Annotated in this window: 13 protein-coding genes and 1 riboswitch; of the genes, 10 read left to right on the forward strand and 3 right to left on the reverse strand. The window is 72.9% G+C overall.

Annotation, left to right across the window (positions count from 1 at the left end; all coding sequences use genetic code 11):
• Positions 1-1197: DUF6350 family protein (locus AB0C69_RS25105; protein ID WP_360357560.1), on the forward strand; the 1197-nt coding region annotated here is incomplete at its 5' end.
• Between the two features lie 33 nt (positions 1198-1230).
• On the opposite strand, the gene AB0C69_RS25110 is transcribed toward AB0C69_RS25105, so the two are convergent.
• Positions 1231-1731 carry a DUF4190 domain-containing protein gene (locus AB0C69_RS25110; protein WP_345176665.1) on the reverse strand — a complete coding sequence of 167 codons (501 nt, stop codon included), beginning with the start codon at positions 1729-1731 and terminating at the stop codon, positions 1231-1233.
• A gap of 165 nt (positions 1732-1896) precedes the next feature.
• Here AB0C69_RS25110 and purN point away from each other — a divergent pair, with 165 nt between their 5' ends.
• The 4 genes from purN to AB0C69_RS25130 all read left to right on the forward strand — a co-directional run bounded on the left by purN (position 1897) and on the right by AB0C69_RS25130 (position 5404).
• Entirely contained in the window at positions 1897-2625 is a 729-nt protein-coding gene (gene purN / locus AB0C69_RS25115) for a phosphoribosylglycinamide formyltransferase (RefSeq protein ID WP_360357563.1), read from the forward strand.
• Positions 2606-4171 carry a bifunctional phosphoribosylaminoimidazolecarboxamide formyltransferase/IMP cyclohydrolase gene (purH, locus tag AB0C69_RS25120; RefSeq protein WP_353835748.1) on the forward strand — a complete coding sequence of 522 codons (1566 nt, stop codon included), beginning with the start codon at positions 2606-2608 and terminating at the stop codon, positions 4169-4171. Before purN ends, purH begins: the two co-directional genes overlap by 20 nt.
• Positions 4172-4458: 287 nt before the next feature.
• Entirely contained in the window at positions 4459-5085 is a 627-nt protein-coding gene (locus tag AB0C69_RS25125) for a GAP family protein (protein ID WP_345176671.1), read from the forward strand.
• A gap of 142 nt (positions 5086-5227) precedes the next feature.
• A complete protein-coding gene (locus tag AB0C69_RS25130; RefSeq protein WP_179837580.1) occupies positions 5228-5404 on the forward strand; it encodes a hypothetical protein in 177 nt (58 codons plus the stop codon).
• Between the two features lie 19 nt (positions 5405-5423).
• Here AB0C69_RS25130 and AB0C69_RS25135 read toward each other — a convergent pair whose 3' ends face one another.
• Entirely contained in the window at positions 5424-6017 is a 594-nt protein-coding gene (locus tag AB0C69_RS25135) for a GNAT family protein (RefSeq protein WP_345176673.1), read from the reverse strand.
• Between the two features lie 130 nt (positions 6018-6147).
• A riboswitch (ZMP/ZTP riboswitch) is annotated at positions 6148-6233 on the forward strand.
• A 62-nt stretch (positions 6234-6295) separates the two neighbouring features.
• On the opposite strand from AB0C69_RS25135, the gene AB0C69_RS25140 reads away from it, so the two are divergent.
• Positions 6296-7156: a bifunctional methylenetetrahydrofolate dehydrogenase/methenyltetrahydrofolate cyclohydrolase gene (locus AB0C69_RS25140; protein ID WP_360357566.1), complete on the forward strand. Its 861-nt coding sequence runs from the start codon at positions 6296-6298 to the stop codon at positions 7154-7156.
• 159 nt (positions 7157-7315) lie between these two features.
• On the opposite strand, the gene AB0C69_RS25145 is transcribed toward AB0C69_RS25140, so the two are convergent.
• Entirely contained in the window at positions 7316-8047 is a 732-nt protein-coding gene (locus tag AB0C69_RS25145) for an FHA domain-containing protein (RefSeq protein ID WP_345176679.1), read from the reverse strand.
• A 294-nt stretch (positions 8048-8341) separates the two neighbouring features.
• On the opposite strand from AB0C69_RS25145, the gene AB0C69_RS25150 reads away from it, so the two are divergent.
• The 4 genes from AB0C69_RS25150 to AB0C69_RS25165 form a co-directional block, all read left to right on the forward strand.
• Entirely contained in the window at positions 8342-8782 is a 441-nt protein-coding gene (locus tag AB0C69_RS25150; RefSeq protein ID WP_345176682.1) for a DUF3017 domain-containing protein, read from the forward strand.
• 138 nt (positions 8783-8920) lie between these two features.
• Positions 8921-10138, forward strand: coding sequence for an NADP-dependent isocitrate dehydrogenase (locus AB0C69_RS25155; RefSeq protein WP_360357568.1), 1218 nt, complete (start codon positions 8921-8923; stop codon positions 10136-10138).
• Positions 10139-10402: 264 nt separating this feature from the next.
• Complete coding sequence (locus AB0C69_RS25160; protein WP_353835087.1) at positions 10403-11392, forward strand: malate dehydrogenase; 990 nt, start codon at positions 10403-10405, stop codon at positions 11390-11392.
• A 172-nt stretch (positions 11393-11564) separates the two neighbouring features.
• Positions 11565-13161: HSP90 family protein (locus AB0C69_RS25165; RefSeq protein WP_360357570.1), on the forward strand; the 1597-nt coding region annotated here is incomplete at its 3' end.

A 13161-nucleotide genomic window follows, 5' to 3' on the forward strand; every position in this document is an offset into this window, starting at 1 on the left:
GTCCGGTCCGGGCTGGGCGCGCTGCTGCGGCTGCTGCCCGAGCGGCCGCGCTCCCTGGTGATCGGCGTGGCGGGGTCGCTGAGCGTGCTGCTCGCGTCCGGCGCGCTGCTCGTCGGCGGGTCCCTCGCCGCGCACCTGTCGGACGCCGGCGACCTCTACGACATGCTCGCCCCCGGCGCCGTCGGCGGCGTCCTCCTGCTGCTGGTCGAGCTGGCTTTCCTCCCGAACGCGGCGATCTGGGGCATGGCGTACGCGGTCGGGCCGGGCTTCTCCGTCGGCGCCGGGACGAGCGTCTCCCCGACCGGGGTGTTCCTGAACGCCGTGCCCGCGTTCCCGCCGCTCGCGGCCCTTCCCCAGCCGGGCCCGGCCCCCGCGATCTCACTGCTGGCGCTGGCCGCGCCCTTCGTCGCCGGCGCGGTGGGCGGCGTCCTGACGATCCGGTCCCTGCCGAGCCCGGTGTCGGAGGGCGCGCCGCTGTGGGGCTTCGTGTCCGGCGCCCTGACCGGGGCCGTCGCGGCGCTGCTGAGCGCGCTGGCGGGAGGGCCGCTGGGCGGCGGACGGATGGCGACCGTGGGCCCGTCGGCGTGGCAGGTGGGGCTGCTGGCGGCCCTGGAGGTGGGGATCTCGGCGGCGATCGCGGCGTGGGTGGCGAACTGGATGGTGCTGCGGCGTCCGGCGCGCGCCCCGTCCAAGAAGCGGGCGGCCAAGAAGGCCTCTGCCGCGAAGGCCCCCTCCAAGAAGGCGGCGAAGAAGCCCGGCAAGCCGAAGAAGCCGGTGCGGACCGTCCCGGAGCCCGCCGTGCCGTTGTCGGCGCCCGTCCCCGGGGATTACGACCTGCGCCCCGAGGGCCCGCCCGAGCCGGCGCCGAAGGCCCCGCACGCCCCGGACCCGCTGGAGTTCGAGGAGGCCGAGCCCGTCCTCGCGCCCCGGCGGCCCCGCCGCCGGACGGATCCGGCGCCCGATCTCGCCGAGGACGAGCCCCAGCCGCCGAGCGACGGCACGATCGTCGTCGAGGGGCACCTGGAGCCCGAGGAGCCCGGCGGGCACCGAGATCTCGGCGTGCACCACGAGCCCGGCGAGCGGGAGCCCGCGGAGGAGCGGCGCCCCGTCCCGCCGCCCCGCGAGGACTCGGGACGAACCGAGAACCGGGGCGGCGCCATCTACGTCCTCCGGGACGACCCCGACCAGGACGCCTAGACCGCTCCGTCCCGACCGGGGGGAGCCGGTGGGTCAGAGCAGGTCGCCGTACTTGTCCATGCTGCCGGCGGGCAGGTCGAGCTTCTTCTCGATCTTCGGGTAGTACTCGGCGCGGCACGCCTGCTTGTCGGTGGTGGTGTTGGACGCGCTGACACAGCTCTGGTAGCCGCTCAGCTCCGTCCACAGGAACGCCGTCAGGGAGACCGACAGCAGCGAGAACACCAGCCCGATCGTCCCGAGCACGATGCCGGGGACGGCGCCGGGGGCGGCGTCGTGCGTGCGGCGGGCGCTGCGGCGGGCCTTGACGCCGACGACGAGCGCGGCGATGCCGAGCACCAGGCCGAGCGGGTAGAAGAAGAACGCGGTCAGCAGGGCGATGCCGCCGAGCCACAGGGCCCGCCAGCCGGTGCCTCGCCCGCCCTGGCGCGGTCCCGCTGGCGGCTCTCCCGCCGGCCGCCCGTCGGGGCGGTCTTCGGGCTGGGCCGGACGGTCCGGCTGGTCGCTCACGTTCTTCTCCTCCTGGGGCGTGCGCATCTCGGTTCCATGCGGGGTGTGCGTACGGTCTGCGTTCGTATGGGTCTGCGTTCGTACGGGTCTGGGTTCGGGCGGGCTTCCGGTTCGGGCGGTCTGGGGTGAGGCCGCGCCGAGGTCGCCCGATAGGCTTCGTGTCGTCCCAGCAACGTCCACCGGGGAGAAAAGGTGTCCGCCCGGCTCGTCGTCCTCGTCTCCGGCGCGGGGACCAACCTACAAGCGCTGCTCGACGCGTGCGCGGATCCAGCCTACGGGGCGGAAGTGGTGGCCGTGGGGGCGGACCGCCCCGATATCGGCGGAACCGCACGCGCCGAACGGGCGGGATTGCCGACTTTCACTCTCTGCATACCGGATTTTCCGTCCCGGGACGACTGGGACGCGGCGCTCGCCGAGACGGTCGCCGAGCACGAGCCCGACCTCGTGGTGTCCGCCGGCTTCATGAAGATCCTCGGCCCGCGGTTCCTGGCGCGCTTCGGCGGCCGGACGGTCAACACCCACCCCGCGCTGCTGCCGTCCTTCCCCGGCGCGCACGCCGTACGGGACGCCCTGGCGTACGGGGTGAAGGTCACGGGCTGTACGGTTCACTTCGTCGACGAAGGCGTGGACACCGGACCCGTCATCGCCCAGGAGACCGTCCCCGTGGGCTGGCATGACGACGAAGACTCCCTGCACGAGCGGATCAAGCAGGTGGAGCGCCGGCTCCTGGTCGACGTCGTCGGACGGCTGGCCCGCGACGGGTGGACCGTGCGCGGCAGGCGGGTCTCGATGAAGTGCCGGACCTGCGCGGACTCGCCCGGCGGCGAGACCTCCGCCCCGGGTCCGTCCGACAGCGGTTCGTCTGGCAGGGGTTCGTCCGATCAAGAGGGGAGCTCGACCGGTGAGTCGGGTGGCGATTAAGCGCGCGCTGATCAGCGTGTACGACAAGTCCGGGCTGGAGGAGCTGGCCCGCGGCCTGCACGAGGCCGGAGTGGAGATCGTCTCGACCGGGTCGACGGCGGGCCGGATCTCCGCGGCCGGCGTCCCGGTGATGAGGGTGGAGAAGCTCACCGGGTTCCCCGAGTGCCTGGACGGACGGGTCAAGACCCTGCACCCGAAGGTGCACGCGGGCCTGCTCGCCGACCGGCGCAAGGAGGACCACCTCCAGCAGCTCGACGACCTGGCCGTCGAGCCGTTCGACCTCGTGGTCGCGAACCTGTACCCGTTCGCCGACACGGTGGCCTCGGGCGCGACGCCGGACGAGTGCGTCGAGCAGATCGACATCGGCGGGCCCACGATGGTCCGCGCCGCCGCGAAGAACCACGCGAGCGTCTCCGTCGTGGTGGACCCGTCCGCCTACGGGACGGTCCTGGACGCCGTGAACGCCGGCGGTTTCACCCTGGACGAGCGCCGCCGCCTGGCCGCGCGGGCGTTCGCGCACACCGCGTCCTACGACGTGGCCGTCGCGTCCTGGTTCGCCGGCGACTACGCGCCCGACGAGACCGCCGCCGAGACGCGGTGGCCCGACTTCCTCGGCGCCACCTGGGAGCGCTCGAACACCCTGCGGTACGGCGAGAACCCGCACCAGCGGGCCGCCCTGTACCGCTCGCCGGGCGAGAGCGGCCTGGCCGGGGCCGAGCAGCTCTACGGCAAGGAGATGTCCTACAACAACTACGTCGACACCGACGCCGCGCGCCGCGCCGCCTACGACTTCACCGAGCCGTGCGTCGCGATCATCAAGCACGCCAACCCGTGCGGCATCGCGGTCGGCGCGGACATCGCCGAGGCGCACCGCAGGGCGCACGCCTGCGACCCGGTGTCGGCGTACGGCGGCGTGATCGCGGCGAACCGGCCGGTCACCGCCGCGATGGCCCGCCAGGTCACCGAGAGCTTCGCCGAGGTGCTGGTCGCCCCGTCCTTCGAGGACGAGGCCGTGACGGTCCTGAAGGACCGCTTCAAGAACATCCGCCTGCTGGTCTGCCCGGACGCCCCGGCGGGCGGCGTCGAGTACCGGCGCGTCGACGGCGGCGTGCTGCTGCAGGACGTGGACCGCGTGGACGCCCCCGGCGACGACCCGTCCTCCTGGGAGCTCAAGACCGGCGCCGCCGCGGACGAGGCGACGCTGCGCGACCTCGCGTTCGCGTGGCGGGCGATCCGCTCGGTGAAGTCCAACGCGATCCTGCTGGCCGCGGACGGCGCCACCGTCGGCGTCGGCATGGGCCAGGTCAACCGGGTCGACTCCGCCAAGCTCGCCGTCGCGCGGGCCGGGCAGGAGCGGGCCGCGGCGTCGGTGGGCGCGTCCGACGCGTTCTTCCCGTTCCCGGACGGCCTGGAGGTGCTGGCCGAGGCGGGCGTCCGCGCGATCGTCGAGCCGGGCGGGTCCGTCAACGACGACAAGGTGATCGCCGCGGCGGAGAAGGCCGGCATCACCCTCTACTTCACCGGCGTCCGGCACTTCTTCCACTGAGGGGCCGCGAGGCGCGCCGTCCGCCGGGCGCGCCGGCGGGGAACGTCCCGCCGGCGCGCCTGCGCGCTTCCCGGCCCGTGCCGCCGCGGGGCGTCGCGTCCGCGCTCCCCAGACGCGGGTCAGCCGCGTCCCTGGCGCGGGCCATCGGGCGGACCTCGGGGCAGAAAAAAGGATCAGCTCCCGGTCAAGAACGCGCCGGCCGGCGGATCGAGCCCCGGTCGCTCCTCTAGCGTGAGCCCTGACGAGGGGCGTCTCCCGTGCGGCGGGAGCCACGGCGGGGAGGGGCCATGAGCTTTCAGGTGCTCCCGCTGGCCATCACGATGATGGCGGGTCCCCAGATCATGTCGGCGATCATCCTGGTGACGACCCCGAGGCCCGTGCGGGTCTCCCTGGCGTTCCTGGCGGGCGTGGCCATCTCGGCGAGCGCGGGCGTCGCCGCCGCGCGGGGCATCTTCGCGCTGGTGGGCAACAGCGTGGACATCGGCAAGCCGTCCGACGACAGCTCGGTCGGCAAGATCGTCCAGTATGTGCTGATCGCGCTGCTGCTGGCCGCCATCGTGCGCAACTACGTGAAACGGGCCACGATCGAACCGCCCAAGTGGCTCGGCTCGCTGATGAACGCCGGGCCGGGCCGGGCGTTCAAGACCGGGCTGCTGCTGATCATCCTGATGCCCTCCGACATCATCGTGATGCTCACGGTGGGGGCCAACCTGGAGCAGCACCACGAGGGCGCGGCGGAGGCCGCCGTCTTCGTCGGGGCCACCCTCCTGGTCGCGGCGCTGCCGCTGCTCGCCGTGCTGCTGTTCCACCGGCGCGCCGAGCGCGCCATGCCCCGCGCGCGGGAGTGGATGACGAACAACAGCTGGATGGTCAACATCATCTGCTGTCTGATCTTCATCGCGATCATCCACTGACGGCGGCCCGCCCGGCCGCCCTCGCGCGACCCGTTCCGCGGCGCGGGACCACACACGGCCGCCGGGCAGGTACCCTCAGGCTGCCGCGCCCCCCTGTGACCCTCCCTTGACCCCGGCGCGGGCGTTCCGTGGTGGAGGCAGGATGAATCTGCTGATGTCCCTCATGCTCGGCGTCGTCTACCAGGCCGACTTGCTGCTGATGGAGTCGCGCCAGGTGATCGGGCTGGTCGCCGCGTTCCTGGCCGCGGTGCTCGCCGCCCAGCTCGGCTGGCACGGCACCGACCGCCTCATCGGCTGGCGCCAGCGCTCCGAGGACTGAGCGCCCCGCCCACCGGCCGTCAGCGCAGTCTCGCGCGCAGGGCGCGTTCGGCGGCGGGCCAGTCGTCGTCCGTCATCGCGTAGACGGCGGTGTCGCGGATCGAGCCGTCCGCGCGGATCCGGTGCTTCCGGTGGACGCCCTCGAACGCCGCCCCGAGCCGCTCGATCGCCGCGCGCGACCGCTCGTTGCTCACGTGCGTGTGCCAGCCGACCCGGATCGCCCCCAGGTCGGCGAACGCGCGGCCCATGAGCAGCAGCTTCGCCTCGGTGTTGAGCCCCGTCCGGTGCCACCGCGCCCCGATCCACGTGTGGCCGATGCACAGGCCGCGGTCGGACGGGGAGATCTCGTAGTACGACGTCGTCCCGGCGACCTCCCCGGTCACCGCGTCGATCTGGACCCAGGGCAGGCGCAGCCCGCGCTCGCAGGCCGCCAGCGCCTGGTCGACCTGCGCGCGCATGTCGGCGACGCTCTCCGGCCGGCGCTGGCTCATCCACGTCCACAGGTCCGGGTCCTTGGACGCCTCGAACAGGCCCGGGGCGTGCTCCGCGGACAGCGGCTCCAGCCGCACGTACCGCCCGGTCAGGACGGGCCGCTCGAACCATTCCTCGTTCATGCGGAGCACGCTAGGACCCCGGGGGCGGCCTCCGGCAGAGCCACTCGGCGCCCTTTTCCGCAAGCCACTCGCTGGGGGGCCTCCTCCACGGAGCCGCGGGGCCCGCCGTCTCCGGGCGGCCGGTTAGCATGGGGGCCTACGCGACTGGCGCGGTCAAGGTGGATCACCACCGGGGAGCGAACGACAGTCCGGACACCGCGCGCCTGGGTGGACGGGACCCATCCGGCCGGGCTGTGCGCCCGGGGCCCGGTCCCGCCGAGATCCACGCGGAGGAACGCATGACGGCACAGATTCTGGACGGCAAGGCCACGGCCGCCGAGATCCGCTCGAACCTCAAGGTCCGCGTCGAGGCGCTGCGCGAGCGCGGCGTCTCCGTCGGGCTCGGCACCGTCCTGGTCGGCGACGACCCCGGCAGCCACTCGTACGTGAACATGAAGCACCGCGACTGCGCCGAGGTCGGCATCGAGAGCATCCGCCGCGACCTGCCCGCCACCGCCTCGCAGGACGAGGTGGAGCGCGCCGTCGCCGAGCTGAACGCCGACCCCGCCTGCACCGGCTACATCGTCCAGCTGCCGCTCCCGAAGGGCCTCGACGAGCAGCGCGTGCTGGAGCGCATCGACCCCGTCAAGGACGCCGACGGCCTGCACCCGGTCAACCTCGGCCGGCTCGTCCTGATGCAGCCGGGCCCGCTGCCGTGCACGCCGAAGGGCATCGTCGAGCTGCTGCGACGCTTCGACGTCCCGCTGAAGGGGGCCGAGGTCACCGTCGTCGGCCGCGGCATCACCGTCGGCCGCTCCCTCGGCCTGCTGCTGACCCGCCGCACCGAGAACGCGACCGTCACCCTCTGCCACACCGCCACCCGCGACCTCGCCGAGCACACCCGCAAGGCCGACATCGTCGTGGCCGCGGCCGGGGTGCCCGGCCTCATCACCGCCGACATGGTCAGGCCCGGCGCCGCCGTCCTCGACGTGGGCGTGTCCCGCGTGGACGGCAAGCTCGCCGGGGACGTCGCCGCCCACGTCCGCGACGTCGCCGGCTGGGTCGCGCCCAACCCCGGCGGTGTCGGCCCGATGACCCGCGCCATGCTCCTCGCGAACGTCGTCGAGGCCGCCGAGCAGGCCACAGGGCAGGCCGTCTGACCACCAGCCCGACCGGACGGCCCCGCCGGGCCGGCCGGGCACGGGCCGCGGCCCCCGCCGGCGAGTCCCTGGGCCGCGCCGTCACTTACGCGGCCTCATCGGGGGCTGAGCGATCGCCCTCCTGTCGCGCTGCCGGGGAGGGCGACCGCGGGTCTCACATCAGCTGGCCCTCCGTCCCGCGGCCGTGCTGTGCGCCGGACGGCCCGGGCCGTGCGCGTGGCCGGTGGCGCCCGGCCGGCGCGTCTCGGTGGTGCCGCGCACCCCGGGGACGCGCCCGTCCATCGGCGGACGGCCCTGCTGGGGCACGTGCACCGGCGGCAGCGGGCGGACGAGGCCCATCGCGATGACCTCGTTGGCGAGCCGGGTGCGCCGGTTGGCGCCCTCGGGGATCCGGAACTTCTGGTAGAGGCGCAGCAGGTGCTGCTTGACCGCGGCCTCCGTGACGACCAGCTCGCCGGCGATGTCGCGCGCCGTGGCCGGCGCCACGAACGCCTCGTCGGACAGTGCGGGCCGGCACAGCGAGGTCAGCACGTCGACCTCCCGGCGGGTGAGCTCGGGCGCGACGGCGCGCCGCAGTTCGACGTCCGGGTCGACCTCCTCACGGGGGATGCCCCCCAAGCGGCAGCGCGCCGTGCCGAAGCTCACGACGTCACCGTCCTCCAGCACACGGCGGGCGATCGGCCGGCCGTTGACGCGCGTCCCGTTGCGGGACAGGCCCATGTCCACCACGTAGACGTACGGGCCACGTCGGACGATCTCTGCGTGCAAACGGGACACAGACGGGTCGTCGAGGCGGATGTCCACTCCTCTCCCTCTCCCGACCGTCGTCACGTCGGGGCGCAGCGGCACCACCAGCCCGCTGTCCTCGATCCGCATGAACGGCCCCTCCACGGCAGTCCTCCCAGCTAGTTAGCGACCCCTGTCTGCCGGGTTACCCGGGTGCCATGCCGTCACACCCTCCTACTGGCGAGTAGGACCGATGGCGCAGGGGATTCCGGGCTCTCGGCCATCACCTTGAGCACATAGGTCCCATCCGCATTTCGGCGGCGTGTGACAAACCGGACGCTCCCCCCGCCGCCTCGCTTGCGTCTCCGCCCCGACTCATTCGCGTCCCCCCGCGGACCGCTCCCGCCGGAGGGGTGCGCGATGTCGTGCCGGGGCCCGATTGCCTATACCGTGAGTGCCATGAGCACCCAGGTGCACCGGCGCAGGCGCAAGGCGCCGCGTCGGAGGAGCGCCGCCCCGCACTGGCTCGCGCGGCTGCCGTACCTCCTCGTGCTCAGCGGCGTCGGCGCGGGGCTCACGCTGTGCGCCTTCAACTACTTCCGCAAGGGCTCAGGCCTGATGGCCGCCGCGCTGCTCATCGGCGCGCTGGCCCGGCTGCTGCTCCCCGAGTCGCAGCTCGGCCCGCTCGCCGTCCGGAGCCGGTCGGTCGACTGCTGGACGCTCGTGATCCTCGGCGAGATGGTCGCGTTCGTGTCGCTGAGCGTCCCGCCGATGAACAAGACCGGGCTCGTCCTCGCCGGCGCGTTCGGCGTGCTGATCGCGTTCACGATGATGGTGCGCGGGGCGCGGCTGCTCCTCGCCGGGCGCTCCTCCCGGACGGCCAAGGAGCCCCCGGGCTAGCGCGTCGCCGCAGGTCAGGCCGGAGGCGGCGGGTCCCAGGGCAAGGCCAGGTCTAGACCTCATGACCGCCTCGGCTAGCCTTGCCAGTTGAGCCTTACAAGGACTGCTGGCCAGGTGTAGGAAAGGGACAGCAACAGCATGCCCAAGATCAAAGTAGCGGGCCCGGTCGTCGAACTCGACGGCGACGAAATGACGCGGATCATCTGGAAATTCATCAAGGACCAGTTGATCCTGCCCTACCTCGATGTGGACCTGAAGTACTACGACCTGGGGATCGAGCACCGTGACGCCACGGACGACCAGGTCACCGTCGACGCCGCCAAGGCCATCCTGGAGCACGGCGTCGGTGTGAAGTGCGCGACCATCACCCCCGACGAGGCGCGCGTCGAAGAGTTCGGCCTGAAGAAGATGTGGCGGTCCCCGAACGGGACGATCCGCAACATCCTGGGCGGCGTGATCTTCCGTGAGCCGATCGTTGTCTCCAACATCCCGCGCCTGGTCCCCGGCTGGACGAAGCCGATCATCATCGGCCGCCACGCCCACGGCGACCAGTACAAGGCCACCGACTTCGTCGTGCCGGGCCCGGGCAAGGTGACGATCACCTACACCCCCGAGAACGGCGACGAGCCGATGGAGTTCGAGGTCGCCTCGTTCCCCGGCGGCGGCGTGGCCATGGGCATGTACAACTACGACGACTCGATCCGCGACTTCGCCCGGACGAGCATGCGGTACGCGCTGAGCCGCGGGATGCCGCTGTACATGTCGACGAAGAACACGATCCTCAAGGCCTACGACGGCCGGTTCAAGGACCTCTTCCAGGAGATCTACGAGACCGAGTTCAAGGCCGAGTTCGAGGCCAAGGGCCTCACCTACGAGCACCGCCTGATCGACGACATGGTCGCGGCCGCGCTCAAGTGGGAGGGCGGGTTCGTCTGGGCCGCCAAGAACTACGACGGCGACGTCCAGTCCGACACCCTCGCGCAGGGCTTCGGCTCCCTCGGCCTGATGACCTCCGTCCTCATGACCCCCGACGGCAGGACCGTCGAGGCCGAGGCCGCGCACGGCACGGTGACCCGGCACTACCGGCAGCACCAGCAGGGCAAGCCGACGTCGACCAACCCGATCGCGTCCATCTTCGCCTGGACGCGCGGGCTGGAGCACCGCGGCAAGCTCGACGGCCAGCCCGAGGTCATCGACTTCGCCCGCAAGCTGGAGCAGGTCTGCATCGAGACCGTCGAGAGCGGCCAGATGACCAAGGACCTCGCCCTGCTCGTCGGCGGGGAGACCCCCTGGCTGACCACGCAGGGCTTCCTGGAGGCGCTCGACACCAACCTCCAGAAGAAGATCGGCGGCTAGCACCTCGCCGGTCGCCCCCGCGCATACGGGGTGAAGGCCGTTCCGGATCCGTCCGGGACGGCCTTCCGCCTGTTCGGGGCGGGGGGCGTGCCGGGAGGCACACCTGCGCGGTGGCGGGCGGGACGTGCGCGATAGCCTGGCACCGCAACTATCTCGACGGCGAGAGAACCCGCGCGACGGAGTGCGGGCGGGCGGCCTCTCGGGCGGTCGGGTTCCCAAGGATGGCCGCCTGAGCCCCGTCAGGTCACAGCAGGAGAAGGACGCATGACTCGCACCCCAGTCACCGTTACCGTTACCGGCGCCGCGGGCCAGATCGGCTACGCGCTGCTGTTCCGCATCGCGTCCGGGCACCTCCTCGGCGCGGACGTGCCCGTACGCCTGCGCCTGCTGGAGATCCCGCAGGCGGTGAAGGCCGCGGAGGGCACCGCGATGGAACTGGACGACTGCGCGTTCCCGCTGCTGTCCGGCATCGACATCTTCGACGACGCCGGCCGGGCGTTCGAGGGGACGAACGTGGCGCTGCTGGTCGGCGCCCGCCCGCGCACGAAGGGCATGGAGCGCGGCGACCTGCTGGAGGCCAACGGCGGCATCTTCAAGCCGCAGGGCGAGGCGATCAACGCCGGCGCCGCCGACGACGTCAAGGTCCTCGTGGTCGGCAACCCGGCCAACACCAACGCGCTGATCGCGCAGCAGCACGCGCCGGACGTCCCGGCCGAGCGGTTCACCGCGATGACGCGCCTGGACCACAACCGCGCCCTCGCGCAGCTGGCGAAGAAGACGGGCGCCTCGGTCTCCGACATCCGCAGGATGACGATCTGGGGCAACCACTCCGCCACGCAGTACCCGGACCTGTTCCACGCCGAGATCGCCGGCAGGAACGCCGCCGAGACGGTGAACGACCAGGACTGGCTGGAGAACACCTTCATCCCGACCGTCGCCAAGCGCGGCGCCGCGATCATCGAGGCGCGGGGCGCGTCGTCGGCGGCGTCGGCAGCGTCCGCCGCGATCGACCACGTGCACACCTGGGTGAACGGCACCGCCGACGGCGACTGGACGTCGATGGCGGTCGTGTCGGACGGCTCCTACGGCGTCCCCGAGGGCCTGATCTCCTCCTTCCCGGTCACCGCCGCGGACGGGAAGTGGGAGATCGTCCAGGGCCTGGAGATCGACGACTTCTCCCGCGCCCGGATCGACGCGTCCGTCGCGGAGCTGTCGGAGGAGCGCGAGGCGGTCCGCAAGCTCGGCCTCATCTGACCTGAGCGCCGACGAGCCCCGGACCCCGTGGTCCGGGGCTCGTCCGCGTCCGGGCCGATTCCGGGCGGCGGCGGGGCGGCGATCACGCGGTGGCGACGGCAAATGATCTGAATGCGTCGGTATCGGTCGCTAGGGTGTGATCGCTCGGAAAGTGATCGGGGGAGGCGTGCCGGTGGCCGAACAGGCGTTCCAGGTGGACCTGCGGGGCGTGGTGGATCTGCTGAGCCGCCACCTCTACGCGAGCCCGCGCGTCTACCTGCGGGAGCTGCTGCAGAACGCGGTGGACGCGATCACCGCGCGCGGCGCCGGCGGCCGCGTCGAGATCGAGACGGGCGGCGGCGTGCTGCGCGTCCACGACGACGGCGTCGGCCTGACCGAGGACGAGGTGCACACGCTGCTGGCGACCATCGGGCGGTCGTCCAAGCGGGACGAACTGGGCTTCGCGCGGCACGACTTCCTCGGCCAGTTCGGGATCGGGCTGCTGTCGGCGTTCCTCGTCGCGGACGAGATCGAGGTCGTGACGCGGTCCGCGCGCGGCGGCGGCGCCGTCCGGTGGACGGGACGGTCCGAGGGCAGCTACCTGGTCGAGCCGGGCGAGCGCGACGAGCCGGGCACGACGGTGACGCTGCGGGCGCGGCCGGGCGCGGGGGAGCTGCTCAGCCCGCCGGTCGTCGCCGAGCTGGCCGCCACCTACGGGTCGCTCCTCCCGGTCGAGCTGGTCGTGGACGGCGTGGCAGTCACCGGCGACGGGCCGCCGTGGCGGGCGTCCTACCGCGATCCCGCCGACCGCAGGCGGGCGCTGGAGCGGTACTGCGAGGAGGTCTGCGGGTTCACCCCGTTCGACGTCGTGGACCTCGACGTGCCGGAGGCCGGGCTGACGGGCGTCGCGTTCGTCCTGCCCGAACCGGTGTCGCCGTCCGCGCGCGCCGCGCACCGCGTCTACCTGAAGCGGATGCTGCTGGCCGAGAGCGTCGAGGGACTGCTTCCCGACTGGGCGTTCTTCGCGCGCTGCGTCGTGGACGCGGGGGAGCTGCGGCCGACCGCGAGCCGCGAGGCCCTCTACGAGGACGAGCTGCTCGAATCGACCCGGCACGGCCTCGGCGAGGTGCTGCGGCAGTGGCTGGTGAAGCTCGCCGAGACCGACCCGGCGCGGCTGCGGGCCTTCCTGCGGCTGCACCAGCTCGGCGTCAAGGCGATGGCCCTGCACGACGACGACATGCTGCGGATCGTCGACCGGTGGCTGGAGTACGAGACGTCCTCCGGGCCGATGACCCTGCACGAGTTCCGCCGCCGCCACCCGGACGGCCGGTTCACCGCGGACGTGGACGAGTTCCGGCGGCTCGCGGCGGTCGCGGGCGCCCAGGGCGTGGGCCTGGTCAACGGCGGCTACGTCCACGACACCGAGATCATCGAGCGGCTGCCGGACCTCGATCCCGACATCCGGCTCGCGCGGCTGGACGCGGCCGAGCTGACCACCACCTTCGGCGTCCTCGACCCGGCGGCGGAGCTGGCGCTGCGGCCGTTCCTCGCGGCGGCGCAGCGGGCGGTGGAGCGGCTCGGCTGCGAGGTCGTCGTCCGCGACTTCGACCCCGCGTCGCTGCCCGCGCTCTACCTGACGAGCCGGGACGCGCAGTTCCGCGAGGAGCTGGCCCGCGCGCAGGAGGAGGCGGGCGAGCTGTGGGCGGACGTGCTCGGCGCGGTCGGCGCGACCACGAGCGCCGACCGCCCCCAGCTGGTGCTTCCTGGTTCTGCTCTGCCTCGCGATCGCC

The sequence above is a fragment of the Actinomadura sp. NPDC048032 genome (genome assembly GCF_040653175.1).
GTDB lineage: Bacteria > Actinomycetota > Actinomycetes > Streptosporangiales > Streptosporangiaceae > Spirillospora > Spirillospora verrucosospora.

Coding starts and splice junctions, on each gene's coding strand:
- AB0C69_RS25135 (WP_345176673.1), bottom strand. CDS start 6,017: ATGAACGAGGAATGGTTCGAGCGGCCCGTCCTGACCGGGCGGTACGTG.
- AB0C69_RS25155 (WP_360357568.1), top strand. CDS start 8,921: ATGCCCAAGATCAAAGTAGCGGGCCCGGTCGTCGAACTCGACGGCGAC.
- AB0C69_RS25110 (WP_345176665.1), bottom strand. CDS start 1,731: ATGCGCACGCCCCAGGAGGAGAAGAACGTGAGCGACCAGCCGGACCGT.
- AB0C69_RS25160 (WP_353835087.1), top strand. CDS start 10,403: ATGACTCGCACCCCAGTCACCGTTACCGTTACCGGCGCCGCGGGCCAG.
- AB0C69_RS25125 (WP_345176671.1), top strand. CDS start 4,459: ATGAGCTTTCAGGTGCTCCCGCTGGCCATCACGATGATGGCGGGTCCC.
- AB0C69_RS25130 (WP_179837580.1), top strand. CDS start 5,228: ATGAATCTGCTGATGTCCCTCATGCTCGGCGTCGTCTACCAGGCCGAC.
- AB0C69_RS25150 (WP_345176682.1), top strand. CDS start 8,342: ATGAGCACCCAGGTGCACCGGCGCAGGCGCAAGGCGCCGCGTCGGAGG.
- AB0C69_RS25140 (WP_360357566.1), top strand. CDS start 6,296: ATGACGGCACAGATTCTGGACGGCAAGGCCACGGCCGCCGAGATCCGC.